General features: G+C 33.9%; 16 protein-coding genes and 1 riboswitch. Of the genes, 9 read left to right on the forward strand and 7 right to left on the reverse strand.

The features are described from left to right. Positions 1-37: 37 nt before the first annotated feature. Both AC3RVF_RS14985 and AC3RVF_RS14990 read right to left on the reverse strand, forming a co-directional pair. Complete coding sequence (locus AC3RVF_RS14985) at positions 38-1,381, reverse strand: microtubule-binding protein (protein ID WP_489693697.1); 1,344 nt, start codon at positions 1,379-1,381, stop codon at positions 38-40. A gap of 282 nt (positions 1,382-1,663) precedes the next feature. After that, the gene (locus AC3RVF_RS14990; RefSeq protein WP_489690024.1) at positions 1,664-2,281 is read right to left on the reverse strand and encodes a DEAD/DEAH box helicase; all 618 of its coding nucleotides are present in this window, start codon (positions 2,279-2,281) and stop codon (positions 1,664-1,666) included. Between the two features lie 267 nt (positions 2,282-2,548). On the opposite strand from AC3RVF_RS14990, the gene AC3RVF_RS14995 reads away from it, so the two are divergent. Beyond that, on the forward strand, positions 2,549-3,496 hold the full coding sequence (locus AC3RVF_RS14995) for a tRNA dihydrouridine synthase (RefSeq protein ID WP_489690023.1): 948 nt from the start codon (positions 2,549-2,551) through the stop codon (positions 3,494-3,496). A gap of 226 nt (positions 3,497-3,722) precedes the next feature. On the opposite strand, the gene AC3RVF_RS15000 is transcribed toward AC3RVF_RS14995, so the two are convergent. Next, positions 3,723-4,106, reverse strand: coding sequence for an acyl-CoA thioesterase (locus AC3RVF_RS15000; protein WP_489690022.1), 384 nt, complete (start codon positions 4,104-4,106; stop codon positions 3,723-3,725). Beyond that, positions 4,103-4,669, reverse strand: a complete 567-nt coding sequence (locus tag AC3RVF_RS15005) for a PAS domain-containing protein (protein ID WP_489690021.1) — start codon at positions 4,667-4,669, stop codon at positions 4,103-4,105. Before AC3RVF_RS15005 ends, AC3RVF_RS15000 begins: the two co-directional genes overlap by 4 nt. A 132-nt stretch (positions 4,670-4,801) precedes the next feature. Further along, positions 4,802-5,067: riboswitch (cobalamin riboswitch) on the reverse strand. Between the two features lie 627 nt (positions 5,068-5,694). Here AC3RVF_RS15005 and AC3RVF_RS15010 point away from each other — a divergent pair. Together AC3RVF_RS15010 and AC3RVF_RS15015 are read left to right on the forward strand one after the other, a co-directional pair. Next, entirely contained in the window at positions 5,695-6,387 is a 693-nt protein-coding gene (locus AC3RVF_RS15010; RefSeq protein WP_489693698.1) for a hypothetical protein, read from the forward strand. A gap of 833 nt (positions 6,388-7,220) precedes the next feature. Next, the gene (locus AC3RVF_RS15015) at positions 7,221-8,012 is read left to right on the forward strand and encodes a hypothetical protein (protein ID WP_489693699.1); all 792 of its coding nucleotides are present in this window, start codon (positions 7,221-7,223) and stop codon (positions 8,010-8,012) included. Between the two features lie 328 nt (positions 8,013-8,340). On the opposite strand, the gene AC3RVF_RS15020 is transcribed toward AC3RVF_RS15015, so the two are convergent. Next, a complete protein-coding gene (locus tag AC3RVF_RS15020) occupies positions 8,341-8,610 on the reverse strand; it encodes a GIY-YIG nuclease family protein (protein WP_489693700.1) in 270 nt (89 codons plus the stop codon). Positions 8,611-8,810: 200 nt separating this feature from the next. Here AC3RVF_RS15020 and AC3RVF_RS15025 point away from each other — a divergent pair, with 200 nt between their 5' ends. Then, on the forward strand, positions 8,811-9,608 hold the full coding sequence (locus AC3RVF_RS15025; protein ID WP_489693701.1) for a hypothetical protein: 798 nt from the start codon (positions 8,811-8,813) through the stop codon (positions 9,606-9,608). A gap of 393 nt (positions 9,609-10,001) precedes the next feature. Here the strand turns inward: AC3RVF_RS15025 and AC3RVF_RS15030 are convergent, their stop codons facing one another. Beyond that, positions 10,002-10,847, reverse strand: coding sequence for an AraC family transcriptional regulator (locus AC3RVF_RS15030; protein ID WP_489693702.1), 846 nt, complete (start codon positions 10,845-10,847; stop codon positions 10,002-10,004). A gap of 170 nt (positions 10,848-11,017) precedes the next feature. Here AC3RVF_RS15030 and AC3RVF_RS15035 point away from each other — a divergent pair, with 170 nt between their 5' ends. From AC3RVF_RS15035 to AC3RVF_RS15055, 5 genes are all read left to right on the forward strand, one after another. Next, positions 11,018-11,935: a dihydrodipicolinate synthase family protein gene (locus AC3RVF_RS15035; RefSeq protein WP_489693703.1), complete on the forward strand. Its 918-nt coding sequence runs from the start codon at positions 11,018-11,020 to the stop codon at positions 11,933-11,935. 176 nt (positions 11,936-12,111) lie between these two features. Then, a complete protein-coding gene (locus AC3RVF_RS15040; RefSeq protein WP_489693704.1) occupies positions 12,112-13,698 on the forward strand; it encodes an aldehyde dehydrogenase family protein in 1,587 nt (528 codons plus the stop codon). Further along, a complete protein-coding gene (locus tag AC3RVF_RS15045) occupies positions 13,691-14,701 on the forward strand; it encodes a 4-hydroxyproline epimerase (protein ID WP_489693705.1) in 1,011 nt (336 codons plus the stop codon). Before AC3RVF_RS15040 ends, AC3RVF_RS15045 begins: the two co-directional genes overlap by 8 nt. A gap of 118 nt (positions 14,702-14,819) precedes the next feature. Next, positions 14,820-16,067, forward strand: a complete 1,248-nt coding sequence (locus AC3RVF_RS15050; protein WP_489693706.1) for an NAD(P)/FAD-dependent oxidoreductase — start codon at positions 14,820-14,822, stop codon at positions 16,065-16,067. Positions 16,068-16,581: 514 nt separating this feature from the next. Next, complete coding sequence (locus tag AC3RVF_RS15055) at positions 16,582-17,817, forward strand: phospholipase D-like domain-containing protein (protein ID WP_489693707.1); 1,236 nt, start codon at positions 16,582-16,584, stop codon at positions 17,815-17,817. Here AC3RVF_RS15055 and AC3RVF_RS15060 read toward each other — a convergent pair. Continuing rightward, on the reverse strand, positions 17,767-20,247 hold the full coding sequence (locus tag AC3RVF_RS15060; protein WP_489693708.1) for an Eco57I restriction-modification methylase domain-containing protein: 2,481 nt from the start codon (positions 20,245-20,247) through the stop codon (positions 17,767-17,769). The genes AC3RVF_RS15055 and AC3RVF_RS15060 overlap by 51 nt on opposite strands. Between the last annotated feature and the right edge of the window lies 1 nt (position 20,248).

Genomic DNA, 20,248 nt, shown 5'->3' on the forward strand with positions numbered 1-20,248 from the left:
CTATAGTCTTACGTCATTTTCACTACCGACTACCAAACTAACTAAGCAAATCATCCTGTACATCTGTTTTCGGCTTTTTCGACGCTGGATTGTTGTCATTTCCAGAAGGTGCGTTAGCGTCTGTTGCGTAATATTCCTCAAAGATTTCTTTCATATCAATACCGTAACGGTCGGCGAAATTTTTCTGAATTTCACCATCCTTTTTCCTGATTTCTTGTAAAGATTCGGCATAACTAGAGTAAACTCCTTGCATTACTTTTTCGTGAACCGGAATGTTGTCCATCATTTCTTGTCTTGCTTTGGCGCTTGCACTGTGCATAGAAGCTAGGGTTGCACCAATGTGCTCATCTGTTTTAACTCCTAAGTGTTCCAAAATTGCGGCAAATTCTTGATCTGTTCTTGCTTTTAAAGCCACAACATAACCGTCGTAATATTTAAGTCGCTCGTCTGTGTCGCTCTTTAATTTTGCGCGATGCGTTTGCAGGTTGCTGCGTAAAGACGTTAATACCTTAATAGTAAGATTGTGCTTTTGAACAAAACTATCTTTACTCGCGGCCAGAGTAGTGTAGGCATTTTTAAGCCCTTCCAATTCTTCAACCTTTTGTTCAATAGTTGTAACTTTTCCAATGGCTTCGCTATATTCTGGAGATTGTTTGTCGCTAATTTCTTCCAAAGCTTGTCGGGACTGCTTTAAAAGCGCGTATTGTTCCTCTAACTTGGCTTCGGTTTCTTCCTTTTTTTCTAAGGCTTTTGTATGATTTTTACTGGCTTCAACTATTGCTACTTGAAGCTTTTCTTCAACCTCTTTAATTTCCACTTCACGATTTTTAAGACGATCTACCGCAGCCTGACTTTTATATGAAAGTTCGTTTAACAAGGTTTGCACGTCTGCGCTTTCAATACGCGTTTGGAACATCTGCTTCGCCTTCATATCTGCGCCGTCGCGTGTTTTTTGGGCGGCAACGAGTTCTTGTTCTTTTTTCTTAATTCTCGCTTTTCGGCCCCAAAGATTATTCCACCAGTTATCTGTTATTTTTTCGGCATCTTCAAGTTCCATTTTTGCACGCTCGAGTGCTTTTATAGCCTGATCTATCACCTTTTGTTCCGCTGGATTTAGCGTACTGAATTTTTCAAAAACAATTCCAACTTCATCTTGGTAATCGGTAAGATCTTTAATGGCATCCAACAAATTACCACGGTCTTTTTCGGCCATTCCTACAACATCATCTAAAGTTGCATTCAGGATTCGCTGTCTAACCTCGGGATCATCTTCTTGGGCTAGCTTGCTCTTCATTTGGTCTACAGCCTTGCCCCAATTAACATCTACCTTTCCCTTTGTGGTATTTTTATCTGTTTCTAATAAATCAAAATCATCTGCCATTGTAGCTATTTTTTAAGTTTGTACATTTTCAAAATTTCAATGGTCAATGTCGGAAAAAAAAATGATTTTTTAAATTAAAATTTATAGGGCAGGAGTTATTAGCGCTTCATTTAGTATCGATACCTAAAACTAAAACGCAAATTGAAGAAAGTGAAGAAAGTAAAGCAAATTCGTAAAGCACACAGTATTTGTGTCTTACAGTTCAATTGTTCTTTTTGAAACTAAAGTGAGTATAACAAGATGTTGCTTTAGGCCATAGTAATTTATGAAAACAGAGACCTTTTAATTTTTTAGAGTAACCTTTTTAGAAAACTCCATAAAATACGACTCAAAACGCTTAAGCATCGGGTGCATTTTTTCAATATACAGCACATACTGGCATCTTTGAATACTTTGTGCAATAGACATAATAGCCGAATACGACGACTTCTGAATTAAAAACTCGGCGTCGTCAATACTAAATATCTTTAAATCTGCGATACTTACGCCATTGGTTAAAAACAACTTGTTCATAGACTTAGGCGTAGAAATAAGTATGTCGACTCCCATTGCAATCTCAGATTTTTGCACATCGTTGTGAAGCTCTTCATAGCCCACATAAACACGTAACGAAGTATATTTAGTGTACAATAAAAATGCATCGTACAACTCCATTGCCTTTTCCTTATTTTCTACCAGAACTACCGCCCTTGGGGCATTCCCGATCTCTCTGCACTTTAAAGCGTGCATCGTTGTTAGGATAAGCGTGGTGGTTTTCCCACTATCTGATGGAGCGATGCAATACACATTAGTACCACTTTTTATTACAGGAATACTGTTGCTCTGAAAAGGAGTAGGGGTCGTTATTTCTAGAGTTTCAAGTCGCTCTTGTATTTCAGGATGTAATTTTTTAAAAGGCATAGATAGTATTGAGATGGCAGTTTAATGCACCATTTATATTAATTATGGCAAAGATACTATTTGAGGGTGGTTTAATTGAGTGGAATGTGTTTTTCTATTTTTAGAGGAAAAATCAATTGACTTTCTTTTCTTCTAAAACCTTATTCCAAAAACGATTTTAAAATCTCAACTCAAATCTCTTATCGCTTTACAATAGTCTTGTATTAGGATTATATAAAAATCAAAACCAATAAACAATTCGCTTATATTTGCCCCAGCAAATAAACTATGAGTTTTACACTTTTATCTTCGCCATTACAGGGATTTACCACTTTTCATTTTAGGAATGCACAAAACAAATATTTTGGAGGTATAGATACTTTCTATGCGCCCTATATTCGTTTAAATGGCAAGATGGAAGTGAAGCAATCATACGAGCGCGATTTATTACCAGAGAACAACGCTACTTTAGAAGTTATTCCTCAGATAATTACAAATGATGCCGACGAGTTTATTTTTGTTGCTAAATACGTGCAACAATTTGGTTATAAAGAGCTAAACTGGAATTTAGGTTGTCCGTACCCAATGGTTACAAATCGTGGCATGGGTTCTGGTTTAATTTGCGATTTCAATAAAATAGATGCTATTTTAAAACGTGTTCACAATGAAACCGATATTTTGGTCTCAATGAAAATGCGGATGGGGTATGAGCATAGTGACGAAATTCTGCACACTTTTCCTATTCTCGATAAATATCCGCTTAAAAACGTTGCTATACACGCGCGTCTTGGAAAACAATTATATAAAGGCGGCGTAGATTTAGACGCTTTTCAAAAATGTGTTGACGCCGCAAAACACAAACTGTATTATAACGGCGATATTACCACGGTGGCACAGTTTAAGAAAATGCAGGAGCGTTTCCCAAGTATTGATCATTTTATGATTGGTCGTGGCTTAATTGCCGATCCGTTTTTACCGAGTATGATAAAAAACAATACTACAGACTATCCTGAAAATCGCTGGGATTTATTTGAAGCTTTTCACGACGAAATCTACCAACAATACGATGCAATTTTATCTGGGCCAACACCAATTAAAATGAAGATGTTAGGTTTCTGGGAATATTTTTCGCAATCTTTTTCGAATCCGCAAAAAACCTATAAAAAGATCAAAAAAGCCGCCAATCCTGTAAAATATAGAATGGCTGTAAAGGAGATTTTTGATAGCGAGCGGTAATAGGTTTAGCGGTTTTCTATAGAATACATCTTCGCCACTACTGTAGCCTGTGTCGGCCACACAGTTTTCTTTGATTAATCCGTGTTTCCACCGACGCCGTTTTAGCAGCTGGTCAATATTGAGTAATTGTTGGGTATTCCTATCAGTAAGCGTGATACATTTCAGAGAACACGGGAGAGACACCCACGTGGGCAGGGTATAGGATGAATGTTAGTGAAAAGGCCTATTATATTAATTTAATAGGATTTTTATTTTCATCAATCGCAACAAAGGTGAATACTCCACTTACCGCTTTTTCCCGACTGTAAGAATACATTTCCTCAACAAATATTTCAACTTTCACCTTAAGGCTCGTTGTTCCCAAATGCACAACTTGCCCCACCAATTCTACAATGGTTCCTGCAGGAATGGGTTTTGTAAAATCGATGCGGTCTGAAGAAACTGTTACCATTCTTTGCCTACTATAGCGTGTGGCAGTGATAAACGCAACCTCATCCATAAACTGCATAGCGGTACCGCCAAAAAGCGTGTCGTAATGATTGGTTGTATTTGGGAAAACCGCTTTAAATATGCGGGTTTCTGATTTTAAAATTCTTTCTTTTACGTTCATAATAGTTCAGTTTCCAATGCCAAATAATGGGTAATACCTTTCTTAGTTTGCATTGGGAAGATTTGTATTTTACACCAGTATTCTTCTTGGTTTTTTTTATAGTTCAGTATTTTTGAAGTGAAGGGTATCTCTTTTAAAAGATTTTCCTTTATAAGTTCCTTGGTTTCTTTTGAAGTTTGATCCCCTTGCAAAAAAGAAGGTTTTTTTCCAAGTGCATAACTGGCTTGATAGCCTGTCATTTTAAAGAACCCAGGATTGGTCCACAGTATCGTTTGCAGCGAGTTGGTTACAATCAATGCGTCGTATGGATGCTTCAATATTTCGTTAAAGTCTGTTTTCCATTGAAATTGACTTTCCATTAACTCTAATGTAATTCTATCTTTTTCCAGCGAATTTAAAGGCTCTCTTGGTGCAAAAAAATCTGCAGTATCCCGCCAACTTATTAAAGGAGATGCATTGGATTGCGGTGCCAGATTTGTTGTGTACTTTTTAAGCTCTTGGTCGTTTAGAGACTCTAAGAAAATATCCAGGCCCGCCATATGCCATAAATTATATTTCGCCATAATGGATGTGTTTAAAAAATGAAATGCCGACAAGAACACTTGTCCCTTGAGAAGTCTGGGTTAAATAAGAGCAGTAAGAAGCTATAAATAAAATCATAAACTTAAAGCCTTTTACCCGAAAGCCAGCGTTTTTTAAATTATTGCAATTTGGCAGGTCTCCTGGCTTGCGTCCTGTAATTTTCCTTCCCATCAACCAAGGTAGACAGTGGATTATTTTGAAGTTTTTAATTACAGGCATCCGCCTTAGGCGGACAAAGCTTACAGTTGCGGGAACAGCATAGGATTTAAAGATTTAAGAAGACTTGGTTTTTCAACCGGCGGCTTCATCAATTTTCACCTATTTCCCTTTTAATTGTTCTGAAATTTTTCAGATACAAACCAAATACGGAACAAAGGTATGGAAATTTGATTACTAGCTAGAGATGAATTTATGAATTGTATTTGTAGGTTCTAGGTTTTCTTTTTTAATCCGTAAACTCCTTGGCCAAAACGATTCGGATGATGATTGAATGAACCGTCATTGCGAGCGAAGCGCGGCAACCTCATGAGGCTACTTGCTATCATGAATAGTACTACACCTGACTCCATTGTCCGGTCGAGCGCAGTCGAGACCTCCTTTTGAAATTAAAAAGCCCCTTATTTAGCAACCCGCTAAAAAAACTCCTCCCACTTCCAATGGCAGTGGAAAGCAGCGAAGCAATCGTATCAATGATGTCTTCATTGCTAGGTCTATAAGCCATCGCAAATCGAAGCTTAACGTAATTAAACCTTTGAGGCTATTTGTTGTCATAAAAAGAACTACACCTGGGGGCAGAATACCGCATTACAGTCCTGCTCAGTACAGGCGCCAGCGCTCGAGAGGGGATGCGAAGTTTTATGGAACTCTCCTTAGTAAGTGTTTCGGAGGAGTGGGAGATGGGTGGCTGGTTTGAACGCTAATAATGTATTAAACAATGAGTACGAGTGGAGATAACCGTCATTCCTACTGCATTTAACCAACTTTATTATACATATTCAAATTTAGAATGAAGTTCACATTTACCTTTTTCTTGATCTTTTACTCGGCCTATTCTTTTTCTCAGAATAAAGAAATTATTGAAAATCGATTACAAGTTCATGATACTATTAACAAGGATTTGAAGGCGAAAGATTCTCTTATAAAAATTAAAAAAATTGAGGATTCAATAAATGCTGCAGATTCTAACGTTTTCCCTCCGTATTCAATATTTAATAGAATTAATGAATTGGATGAAGTTTCTATTATATCAAAATCCAAATTTGACGCAGTAAGTTTGGGAATTATTAATAAGAAAATTAAACCCTTATCTACAAATGAAAGAAGATTATACACCGCGGGGGATTTTAAACCTATCCATCTCTTGGGACTTCTAGGCGGTTCTTTACAAGTAGATCCAATCATAAATGCTATAAGTGGAAGAACAAAACGCCTCAAGAAATACATCCAATTTGAAAAGAAAACGGCGAATTTGATTCTATTAGAAGAAAATTACAGCCATTATATGCTTAATAATCTAAATATTGATGAAGAAATATTAGGAAGATTTTTGACTTATTTAATAGAAGATGAAAAAATGCAGGTTCAACTTGAGAACCTGACAGATGGCCAAATAAAATTTTTACTTGGAGAAATCTACTTCCAATTTATGGATTTTCAGAATGATTCATATCCCCCAAATGATGAGATACAAGAAAAGTAGTTATGATTTTTAATATCACTTAAACCGACATTGCGACCGAAGCACGGCACTCACATCAATGGGTCGTCATTGCGACCGAAGCGAGGCAATCCTATAAGGCCACTTGCTGTCATTAATGGAACTAAACATGAATGGAACTAAATTAGTGCAGATTACAACAGTCGTAAACTCCTTGGCCAAAACGATAGGGATGATGATTGAATGAACCGTCATTGCGAGCAAAGCGCGGCAATCTGATGATGCTCCTTGCTATCGTGAATAGTACTACACCTGGCTCCATTGTCCGGTCGAGCGCAGTCGAGACCTATTTGTTACATCAAACAAAAGGAATATAAACTATAGAGCACATTGGGAATAACAAATTTTGTCGCTATTATTTCCCAAATGGATAAACCGAATCAACACAGATTAGCGCAAATCAACACAAATTGGAACCAATCAAACCCAATCAAAGTTTTAGTTCGTTTTATTGGGGTTTTGTTCGGGTGTTGGTTTGGTCATGTTCAGTTGTGCTTTCCAAAAAGTGAGTTTTTGGGAAGAAGTTAAGGAGGAGGTTCGAACGACGAGCGACCACCACCCAAAACTGATAATTCTAAACCCCCACATTTACTTAATCATAAACTCACATATTCACTTATTTTCAAAACCAATAGCCTAAAGCTTCCAGCATTAAAAATAAATCCTATATTTGAAACTCTCCCCGATTAAATATACCCCCTTTACGGTTTTCCGTACTTGGTGGGTTTTTGTTTTTGTTACATTTAGAAATATTAATCTAATTATATAATTGGAATAAACACTATATAGTTTTTATCCGCATGTTGGCAATAATAATGAAACAAACTTTTAGCATATTAATAATTTTTCTAATTTCAATCAATGGATTCGCTCAATGTGATGATATTGATAAACTGGAATTAGGTGGAACTTATATGTCACGTACAAAAAACTATATTCCATTTGAAATAAAACATAAAGATTCAATTGAGAGAGAAAATACTTTTTACCCATACGATGTTAAAAATATTGAGAAGTATTCTGACTTTGTTCTAAAAAAAGCAAAAGAATATATTATTACACGTGCAAATGCTGACTTTTACAATAAATTGGAAATGGGCGAATTTCAAGTAAACTATCTGGATTCAGTAAAAGCGGAATATGACAAACCCGAATTTTATGAATTGTCGAACTACAATGTTACTTATTGGATTCTCTACACTTATCGGAATAACGGATTTAAATACGCATTTGGATTGGAATTTGACAAGAACGGAAAAATGATTTCTGAAAACAAATTTCCTGACTTCTCACTCAATCCTAAATTTGAAAACCTGATTGAACCTTGTCTCGCATTAGAAAAAGTAAAATCGGATGAGCGATTTAAGGATAAAAAAGTAGATTTTATCGAGTTATCGTATTTAGATGAAGTAAATTCATTTTGTTGGTTAATCCAAGAAGATTTTAATGTGAGCGAAAAGCAGGAAATTGACTTTGAGGAATGGTATGAATATTCCGAACAAAGTTTTTTTGTAAACGCAAATTCTAACAAAATAGAAAAAATTGAAGACCAAAAAAAACAGGTAATTTACTGCGGATTTAAACCAATTAAAAAAACAAAAGAGTAACAAATTACTATTGCCAACAAAGAACTGAGGTAAAAAACAACACATTTCTTCATTAATTTTTGACATTATTATTCTAGGCTTACAGATTGAAAAAATAGATATGTAAGCTATTTCTTTGTTTAAAACACAGTCATTTTACTCTAAGCACCGAAACGAAGGTCGCAGCAACCTCTTCAGGCCACTATCTACCACCATCACAAACTCAGTCATTGCGAGGGAGGCACGACCGCGGCAACCTCTCGATGCCAGCACCTACCACCATCACAAACTCAGTCATTGCGAGGGAGGCACGACCGCGGCAACCTCAATATGCAAACACCTACCACCATCACAACACACCTCCATCTGAAAGATCATCCCAATTCAGATTCATGGTATTAATTAGCCGCTCCTTATCTTTTCGGCTTCCCGCTTTTATTTTCTTTATAAAAGCAATAGCCTCAGTTATAGAGGTGAACTCTTTATAAAAAACCAATTTATCACAATTATACCGACTCGTAAACCCCTTATAGGTCTTGTTTTTATGTTGGTAAACACGCTTAACAAGATTAGAAGTAACACCAGTATAGATAACAGTGTTATTTTTATTGGTCATCATATATACATGCGAAATTTTCACAGTAATAAATCTAATAGATTTTTATGAAAATCACAACCCAAGCCTGCCTTGAGCGGAGTCGAAGGGGTCATTGCGAGGGAGGTACGACCGCGGCAACCCCAAGATGCCAGCACCTACCACCATCAAACTTAAAATTATTTTTTTTATCTTAGCTATATAATCACCTTAAAATCAACACAATGTCATTCGGATTGTTTTCAAAACTAAGGATAATCGGTACCATTAAAGGTTTTACCTACTATATGCTAAATGGAGAATACATTAAACGTAAATCATCGCCTCCTACAAGAGATCAAATTTTATACGATCCTCGTTTCGCTACCGTAAAAGCTAATGTAACGGAATTTGCTGGCGCAAATATGCTCGCAAAATCCATTTATACCGGCTTACAGGGAAATTTGAGAACCTTTAAGGATAGTTATTTTACAAGTCGCCTTACCGGCCGCTGTCGTAAAATAATACATAAGGGTAGGGGCATCAAGGGACGAAGAGTGGCAAACGTTTTTAATTATCCCGAAGCCCTTATTGGGTTGCAACTAGATGAAAAGCAAATATTTAACCAAATTTACACCGCAAAAACAACTGTTTTAGTAAATAGCGACCGTTCACTAGTTACTATCAAAATTGAAAATAGCAGCCATCTAGACCTGAATAAATACCCTAAATCTGCATCACATTTCAAGCTTACAGCTGCCATAAGCTTGGTTTCTGCAATTAAATGTAGTCCCAAAACTCAAAAGTACACACTAGATCATCCAGCGGTCAATGCCTTAGGTAATACTGTAGAAACCCCTCCGTTATTATGTAACATTGAACATCCTGAAATTAGCCTACAACTAAATACGCCAATCATAAAACCCCTTCCAACAGATGTTGCCATAAGTGTCTGGTTAGGAATACATTTCGGCAATGAATTAAACAATACATTCACGCCTTTTAAAACAGCAAAAGCAATGGAATGTATTGCGGTAATCTAATAATTTAGCCCCTCATAATTTAAATCTTCAAAACATAAAGCAGTTTCCTCTAAATAGCTAAGCAACTAAGGCTGCGAGAGTATTTTAACTATGAAAAAACAGATGTATAGTTCTTTTAGGATTATCAGTTACATTTGTATAACTATATTAGGATTTATTCTTTAACCTGTATAGTTATTTTAGGACGGGTCAAGGACGGGTCAAGGCCTAGGCAAAGACTAGGTTCACCCGTGTTTACTCCATAGTAAAGCCATAGATAAGGTATGGTTAAGGCATAGGTAGCCTATAACTAACTTATGCCAAAATTCACAAATAATTACCACCATAATTATCCACTTTCTGTTCCGCAGCCATTATTCGTTCTATGTTTATAGAAATTTCTACAAAATAATTTTAAACATTAAGCTTTCGAAACCTATTGGGCGACATCAATTTTATCATTTTAAATTGTCTGTTAAAATTTGAAATGTTATTAAATCCACATTTATAGGCAATTTCGTTGATAGATAAATCCTTGTTCGCAATTAATAATTTACAAGCCTTTTCAATACGTAATTCGGTTAAAAAGCTAATATACGTCCTGTTTGTTCGTTTTTTAAAATATTTACAAAAAGCATTCTTTGTCATATTTGCAATGTTTGCAATCTCATCTAAAGTTATTTTTTGGTTTGCATTTTCAATTGTATAATCAAACACATCTCTCATTCTTTTTCCTTCAACATCAGAATATTTTTTATTGTACACAAAATTAGAAAGAGGTTCATATTTTGAAACTGAAATGATCTTTAAAATCTCTAAAAACAATATAAAACGCTCTAGTTTAGAAGCTTTTTTAAGCTTCAAAAAGGAATCAATAATTTCCTTTTTATTCACTTTTACAACAAACCCCTGCGAAGATTTTAAGAAAAATAGATTTATTTCTGCAAAATCATTTAAATCAAAAAAAGCTTCACCAAAAGAGGATTCTGTAAAAAACAGCGTCAGCATCTTCGATTTGATTGCTCCGTTTTCACCACTTTTAAACACATGAGGCAAATTGCTGCCAATAACAAAAATATCATTTTCAGCATAGTTGAAAATACGATCTCCCACCAATAAAGTTCCATTTCCTCTTTCAATAAAACTTATCTGAATTTCATCATGTTGATGCAGTTTATCATAAAAAACCAATTCAATATCTTCTTGATAAATCAGAGCATTGTTTTCTGGCTTCGGAATTTTAAAAGGTAAAACTTTCATTTATACAGAAATGGTTATAGGATGTTATTACTCAGCATTGGTACAAAATACTTCAAAAATATATTAAAAATGTTTATGAAGGATAATATAGTACTAAAAGTGAATAATTTAAGAGTATTCTAACGAACAGCATTTCTATAATTTTATACCATCAAATAAATAGAAACAATATGAAATTTAATTGGAAAGGCATAATGCCAGCAGTAACAACACAATTTAATTCTGATGATGAATTAGATTTAGACATGTTTAAAGTGAATATCCAAGCGCAGCTAAACGCAGGTGTTCACGGTATTGTTTTGGGTGGAACTTTAGGTGAAGCAAGTACTTTAACAGAGGAAGAGGGCAGAAGCTTAACACGAGAAACTGTTGCGTTTGTAGCAGGAAAAGTTCCTGTTTTAATGAATATTGCAGTACAAACCACAAAAGCCGCAATTGCACTAGCTAAATCTGCAGAAGAAGATGGCGCAAGTGGTTTGATGCTTTTACCTCCAATGCGCTACAATGCTAGTGATGCAGAAGTTGTACACTATTTTAAAGCTGTTGCAAATAGCACCTCCTTGCCAATTATGATCTATAATAATCCGGTAGATTATAAAATAATGGTGACCTTAGATATGTTTCAAGAGTTATTAGACAGCTGCCCAAATATTCAGGCAGTAAAAGAATCTACCAGGGATACCACCAATATTACAAGAATTAAAAATAGGTTTGGAGACAGATTAGCAATAATGACTGGGGTAGACACCTTAGCTTTAGAAAGTTTAGTTTTGGGTGCAGATGGATGGGTAGCAGGTTTGGTAGATGCTTTTCCGGCAGAAACAGTGGCTATTTACAAGTTGGTAAAAGCAAACAGAATTCCAGAAGCTATTGCAATTTACAGATGGTTTATGCCAGTTTTAGAACTAGATATTCACCCTAGATTAGTACAATATATTAAATTAGCATCGGTACATACCGGTATTGGCAATGAATATGTTAGAGCCCCAAGACTTGTTTTGCAAGGTGAAGAGCGTAAAAGAGTAGAAAAAGTAATTACAGACGCACTGGCAACAAGACCAACACTGCCAGATTATAAAAATTTATAACCTTATTTTAGTGTTCTTTAGTGCTAAAAACATTCAGAACTAAAGCCGGGTTTTTATCGATATCTTACTATTTGTTTACGATACATTTTATTTTATATATTAATTGAAATAAAACTCGAACTCGACTGTAAAGGATGCCGTTTCAAACCTTACACAGAACAATACAATTATAGAATATGATAACAGGAAAAAACTACATAGGCAATCAACTTTCAAGTTCAGGAAACAAAACGTATAAAACGTTCAATCCAGAATTAAACCTAGAAAACACTACTGTTTTTACTGAAGCTTCTTCAGAAGAATTAGAAAAAGCAGTTTCTTTAGCGTCAAATGCATTTAAAGAATTCAGAACTATTTCCGGAACAAAAAAAGCCGAATTTCTAAACGCAATTGCAGATGAAATTTTAGCTTTAGATGATGAGCTTGTAAAAATGTATTGTTTAGAAACTGGTTTGCCAGAAGGAAGAGCAAAAGGTGAAAGGGGTAGGACAGTAGGGCAATTAAGAACTTTTGCAAACCTGGTTGCAGAAGGCTCTTGGGTTGAAGCAACCATAGATACAGCCCAACCAAACCGAGAACCCATGCCAAAATCTGATATCCGCAAAATGTTAATTCCCTTAGGTCCCGTAGTGGTTTTTGGGGCAAGTAATTTCCCTTTGGCGTATTCTACAGCTGGTGGAGACACGGCAGCAGCTTTAGCTGCAGGTTGTCCGGTAATTGTTAAATCGCACCCCATGCATGCTGGCACAGGTGAATTAGTAGCATCGGCAATTATAAAAGCCGCCGAAAAAACAGCAATGCCAAATGGCGTTTTTTCTAATTTAAATTCAAGCGGAATAGAAGTAGGGCAGCAGTTAGTTGCCCACCCAAAAGTAAAAGCAGTTGGTTTTACAGGCAGTATAACAGGAGGGAGGGCTTTATTAGATTTAGCTTCAAAAAGAGAAGAACCAATTCCGGTTTTTACAGAAATGGGAAGCATAAACCCAGTTGTAATTTTACCAAAAGCATTAGAGAATAGACAAGCTGAAATTGCAAAAACCTATGCGGGTTCTATCACTTTAGGAACGGGTCAGTTTTGTACAAATCCGGGTTTAATTCTTGGTATTAAAAGTGAATCGTTCACAAGTTTTATAACGACTGTTTCAGAAGAAATTATCAAAATAGATCCATCTTGTATGTTGCATCCAAATATCAAAAAAGGATACATAAAGAACAAAGAAAAAGTAGTTTCTCAAGACCAAGTTACCGTTACAGCCAACTATTCTTCTGAAGTAAAAAATAATTACGCAGAACAAGCCATTGTTACTGTAACGGGAAGAACATTTTTAGAAAATCCAACCTTACATTTAGAAGTTTTCGGACCTTTTTCTATGATTGTTCAATGTGAAAACGCAGCAGAATTAGAAGTAGTTATTGCTAGTTTAGAAGGGCAATTAACGGGAACTGTAATTTCAGATGAAAATGAAGTCGCCAATTATTCAAAAGTAATTGCTGCGCTTCAAAATAGAGTGGGACGCATTATCTTCAACGGAGTTCCAACAGGAGTGGAGGTTTGTGAATCGATGGTTCATGGAGGTCCTTATCCTGCATCTTCAGATAGCAGATTTACTGCAGTTGGTATCAATTCTATAAAACGTTGGGTTCGTCCTTTTAGCTATCAAGATTGGCCAAATGAGTTGTTGCCAGAGGAATTAAAAGACGAAAATCCTTTAGGTATCTTTAGAGTTGTGGATGGATTAAAACAAATAATGAAGAATGAGTAAGCACATATTTGTTTGCATAGACGCACATACGTGCGGAAATCCAGTGAGAGTTATAAAAAGTGGAGGTCCAAAATTGATTGGAAAAACAATCAACGAAAAACGACTTCATTTTTTAAAAGAATTCGATTGGATCAGAAAAGGATTAATGTTTGAACCTCGCGGTCACGATATGATGAGTGGAAGCATTTTATTTCCACCAGATAATCCAGAAAATGATTTTGCTATATTATTTATAGAAACCTCCGGGTGCTTGCCAATGTGCGGTCATGGTACTATAGGCACTATTACCATTGCTATTGAAGAAGGTTTGGTTACGCCTAAAATTCCAGGAAAAATTAGAATGGAAGCTCCAGCTGGTTTGGTAGAAATTGAATATCAGCAAACAAATAATAAAGTAGATTGGGTAAAACTTACTAATGTAAAAAGTTATTTAGCAGCTCAAAATCTAACTATCGATTGCCCTGAATTAGGCGAAATCACCTTCGATGTTGCTTATGGCGGAAATTATTATGCTATAGTAGATCCACAGAAAAATTTCTCTGGAGTGCACGATTTTACTGCTGGTATGATTATTCAATACTCTCAAATAGTTCGGGATAGAATTAATGCAAAATATCCAAATCAATTTATTCATCCAGAAAATGTAACCATTCGCGATGTAACCCATATGTTGTGGACCGGTAATCCTATAGATCCTAATTCATCTGGACGAAACGCAGTATTTTATGGCGACAAAGCCATCGATAGAAGCCCGTGTGGGACAGGTACTTCCGCACGTTTAGCACAATTATATGCCAAAGGAAAATTACAAGTTAACCAACCTTTTGTACACGAAAGTTTTATTGGCAGTAAGTTTATTGGGCGTGTTGAAGAAGAAACCCTTTTAGATGGAAAACTTGCCATTATACCAAGTATTCAAGGTTGGGCAAAAGTTTATGGGCAAAATACTATTACTATTGATGATGAAGATGACCCTTATGCACATGGTTTTCAAGTGATATAACAATTCTCAACTCGATTGGGAATCTGCCAAATTGAAATTAAGAATGGCTAAATTGAAATTAAGAACTGCCAAATTGAAATTAATAAGAAGAACCTGAAAAAAGATCAGGAAACAAAGAATGAGCAAAAGCGTAATTATTATTGGAGGTGGAATAATAGGTTTAAGCACTGCTTATTACCTTTTACAAGAAGGTCATCAAGTAACAATCATAGATAAATCTAATTTCTCCAGTGGTGCATCGTATGTGAACGCTGGCTATATAACACCCAGCCATTTTATTCCGTTGGCTGCGCCAGGAATGATTAACAAAGGTCTTAAGTGGATGTTTGATGCAACTAGCCCTTTTTATGTGAAACCCCGTCTAAATGCAGATTTTTTAAAATGGATGTGGGCTTTTAAGAAGTCGGCTACAATTTCAAAAGTAGAGAAAGCAATTCCAGTAATTAAAGAAATTAATATTTTAAGCCGTGATTTATACGAAGACATAAAAGCGTCTAAAGCGTTTAACTTTCACTACGAACGAAAAGGATTGTTAATGTGTTATCAATCTGATAAAGTAGGAGAGGAGGAATGGAAAGTTGGCCAACGAGGAATTGACTTAGGATTAGGGGTGAAAAACTTATCAAAAACCGAAGTAGATACACTTGAACCTAAAGCTAATCTGAATATTAAAGGAGCTATCTATTATGATTCCGATGCACATATGACGCCAACCGATTTTATGAAAGAAATGGTTACACATTTAAAAGCAAAAGGAGTTGTTTTTTATGCTAATGAAGAAGTAAAAGATATTGACGTTTCAAACAATAAAATTTCTAAAATCATTACCGATAAACAAGAATTGGTGGCAGATGAAATCGTTTTGGCAGCAGGTAGTTGGAGCTCTTTGCTTACAAAAAAGTTAGGTTTACAAATTCCAATACAAGCAGGCAAAGGATACAGAATTAATGTAACAAGAGAAACAGGGATTTCTATTCCGGCAATATTATGTGAAGCCAAAGTAGCGGTTACACCAATGCAAGGTTATACTCGTTTTGCAGGCACTATGGAGCTAGCTGGAATTAACAATAAAATCAATCCAATTAGAGTACAAACTATTGCTAATGCAGCAAAAAACTATTATAATAATTTAAATATTTCTGAAGAAGAAAAAGCTTCAGCAGATTATGGATTACGTCCATGTTCACCGGACGGATTACCTTATATTGGCAAATCTTCAAAGTGCAATAATCTAACAATAGCAACAGCACATGCTATGATGGGTTGGAGTTTAGGCCCAGCAACAGGTAAGTTAGTTTCCCAGATAATATCTAATAAAAAAACCTCGTTAGACCTAAGTTTGTTTCATCCGGATAGAAGATTTTAAGAGCCGATTTAATTCATATACAATAAACGCCATTAAAGATAAAACTTGAACTTTTACAACTGGTAATTGTTATGTGCAGAATGCTAAATACTAATATTGAACTAGAATATAAAATGACATTGCAATGCAAACCCCAAAGGTTTCCAAAACCTTTGGGGTTTTATTTTGAGTTATTACACCAAGAATGTAACGATGGCTTTAATATAACGAATAAGCCTCAAAACCCTGTTATTAGCCTATTAGTACAATTGTTATGATTTGTCCTATAATGTTCTGCGTTATGTAACTTGAGCTTTGATTAAAAGCGAAAGTTGTTACTACAGTTTCTTTAAAAAATTTATTCTCAAAAGTTTCTTCTGCAATGTTAATGGAACACTCTTTTTACGAAGCGACGATAGGAGAGAAGTGGAATGTGTGTGGAATGGAAATGACACATAAAAATTAATAGGTTAAAAGAAAATACTCATTTATATTTTACTACATTTATTCCTTAATATTTAAACACAAAATAAAAGTGGAATTAAAGTTTATTGGCCAAGGATTAGATTCAGAAAATGATGTTGCAACAGGAAATCATATTATAACAGCTTTAGAAGATGATAGATACACTTCTTTTTGTGCTTTCGTTGCTTTTGTGAGTAAAAGTGGAATTAACAACATTCTGGAAGAGCTTACAGCATTTATTGATAAAGGAAATACCGTTAAACTTTATGTGGGTGTTGATTTAAATAGTACTTCAAAAGAAGCCTTGGAGAAATTGATTGAACTAGGAATTGAAACTTACATTGTGTTTTCCCCGAATAACATAATTTATCATCCTAAAATATATGCTTTTGAAGGTGCTGAATATTCAAAAGCGATAATTGGATCATCTAATTTTACTGCAAGAGGTCTTTTTCAAAGTATAGAAGCATCTGTATCTGTTAGCTTTAATAATGAAGAGGACGAAGAAGGTGCTCAGTTTTTAAACGAGGTGTATGAATATTATAACACAATATTAGACAATAGCAACCCTAGTTGTCAATTGCTTACTGCTGATCTATTAGATGTTTTAGTTAATAGTAAAATTGTACTAACAGAAAAAGCTGCTAGATCTAAACATAATAAGATTAATAAGGAATTTTCGAAGAGAGATTTAAGTGCTTATGAAGAGTTATTAGATAAATTCAAAAAACTCAAATTAAAAAAACCACCTAAAGGACATAAAAAAGTTGTTGAAGCTATTGTTAAAACTTCTAATAAGGCCAAGACAAAAGTTAAAGTTACAAATCAGCTTATTAAATTACCAAAAGGAGGAATGTGGATTCAAACAGGTTTAATGACCAGTCCAGCTCGTAATATTTTGGGGCTTTCAAAAAAAGGAAAACTGACTGATAAATCTCTTGTTAATGGAAGTGTCGCTTTTTTTGGAATTAATCCAGATGTGGATGTAAATGCAGTTCAAATTGAAGTAGAATATGCAGGTGATATTTATAAAGGTAATCAAGTTCATTATACACCAAAAAATGGATCTTGGAGATTAAATTTCTATGGAGAAACTGATAAACACAAAAAATTTAATGATATAACTAGACCTACATTGGGATTACCTGGTGCATTTCAAAACAAAATACTCTTATTCACTCAAGTTAATATTAATTCTTATAAATTAAAAGTATTGGATGAAAGTGAGTTAGATAAATTAAAAGATAATTCATCCTTATGGGCTAAAAATGGCAGTAGTCCTTATCTTTTTGGAATTATTAAGTAGAATTGATTTGTTTTTCACAAACCATTCTAAATCCTTATTTGAATATTGTTTTTTGAATGAATGAAGAATTAGTTCAATTTCACTATTATTTAATTGATAGATGTAAATAAATAGCAAATCAATATATCTAATTATTTCAAATCGAGTTAAGTTATTAAGAATCGAATTGTTATTTTCATACTCTTTTACTAGACTCAATAGTTTGATGTCATTTTTGTATAACAATGAAACTAAAAATGATATGTGATTTTTAATAGAACAAACTGTATCATATAGCTCTAATTTTTTATCCAGTAATTCATTATTAGGAATAGGAACTTGTTTTATTAGTTTTTGGGTTAAATCGATTCCATTAATTTTTTTCTTCATTATAAAATCGAAAACTATAGAATTAAAAAGTCCATTTAAATAAAATAAATCTTTTTTATTCGTTGTCAAAAATTGAACTGATTGAGAAGCAGGAATAAATGGTAAAACACTTGCAATACAAGTTCTGGTATTAGTTGCAGAAGTTAAACTCCTCCACGATAACATATAATCTTCAGTATGATTCTTAGAAAGTTCTATCCATTTTTTTTTACTTATAAAATATCTTGACTCGGGATAAAATGATATTTCTTTTTTTTCAGAATCATTAATTATTCTGGATGATGACTTATTACCATATCGTAATTTATCAGCAACCTCATTAAAACCAGAATACTTATTGTCAAACTGATTGAAAAATTTCCCTTCAAATATTCCTAAATTTTCAGATGTTTTCCTTTTAGTAATAAAAGCCGAATGGCTTGTGAAGTGAACTATTCGACCGAATTTCACATCACCATATACATCTTCGAAATAAGGATTATTTTTTGAGATTTTAATTAAAAAATTAATTTCATCTTTATTTGAAAAATTTGGTAACATTCCTGTAAGAGGATTAATTAAAAATAAATCGCTACTCGATAATGTTACACTAGATTTCGTATTATTCAAATGATCACTATCCAATAGATTCATTGAAACAGAGAATGAATTCGTTTTTGAATTACCTAATAACAGAAAACAAAAGCGCTCTCTGCTATCAATATTGAATATTTTTTTTCGATTAATAAAATCATAAATTGCAATTAAAGAATTGCTTTTTGATAGAGTATTAAATAATAGTTTATTAACTTGACTTGTAACAATACTACTTTTCAAAACTAAACCAACAACACCTCTATTAGTTTTTAATTTATATGCTGCATCAGTAAACAGAGCATAAGTATTTAGTTCGCCCTTATGTGATAAATTGAAAAAGTTATCCTTTTTCAATTTGACCTTTGCCAAATCAATCTCTTCTTTGAAGGAATTAGAAAATTCAGCTAATTCTACATTTTTGTCTTTTAACTTTTTAATCTCTTTTATCCTTGAAGATTTAAAATGGATGTTTGAAATTATATTATCATAAAGTGCATAAAATTTCTTTTCTTCAAATCTGATTTTTTCCCAAGGAGGATTTCCGAGTATAACATCAATTTTTCTTAAATTTTTATTCTCAACTGATAATTTACTATGATAAATAAATCCACTAGAAAATATTTTCTGTTTTTCTAATGAAGATTCTTCAAAATCTGAATGCAATAGAAAATTGCAATGATTGAAATTGCAGTTAATTAAACTGTAACTAGAAGTTTTATTAATCTTCAATGCTAAAAGTATTTTAGCAACTTCAAGTGCTATACAATCAACATCATAAGCATAAATGTTTTTGGTAATGTTAACTAATAATTCTTCTTTTTCTGTTGAATTTAGATTGGATTTTTCGACGAGGTTTTCAAAATAACAAACCACTTCTAAAAGAAAAATTCCTCCTCCACAAGAAAAGTCAGCAAATGTTATTTCTTTTAAATCATCTAAAAATTCTTTGCTTAAGTCTATGTTTTTCGAGTTAGAAAGATTCTCAATATTATAATTAAGTTTAAAAAAAGTATCAATTGTTCTTTGCGTTATTTTTCTAGCTAAACTTTTAGGAGTATAGTAGCTACCTAACTTATTTCTATAATTTTTTGCGTTTGAAATTGTTGTTTCAATATCACCAGTAAAAGATTCAACACTTAACAAATCTTCATATAGAGTAATAATATCAACATCATCAATACTGCTGAAATTAACAAAACTACTTTCAATGATTGATGATAAATCTTCTGGGATATCATTCAATATCGAAGAGAAGAAATTTTCTTTACTAAAGCTAAGCTTTAGCCATTCGTTTGCTTCAAGAAGATTAAAATCATTTTTTCTGTTATTATTGTTTTTTAAATATATAATTGTAGCTATAAATGCTGCTCTTATTCTAAATCTCTCTTTATTAAGTTCAACGGGATTAATATTCGTAAAACCGTTAAACCTTATGGAAAGATATTCCTTTAATATGGCTGAAAATATTTTTAATGCTTTAATCATA

The sequence above is a fragment of the Aequorivita sp. IT1183 genome (assembly GCF_058068265.1).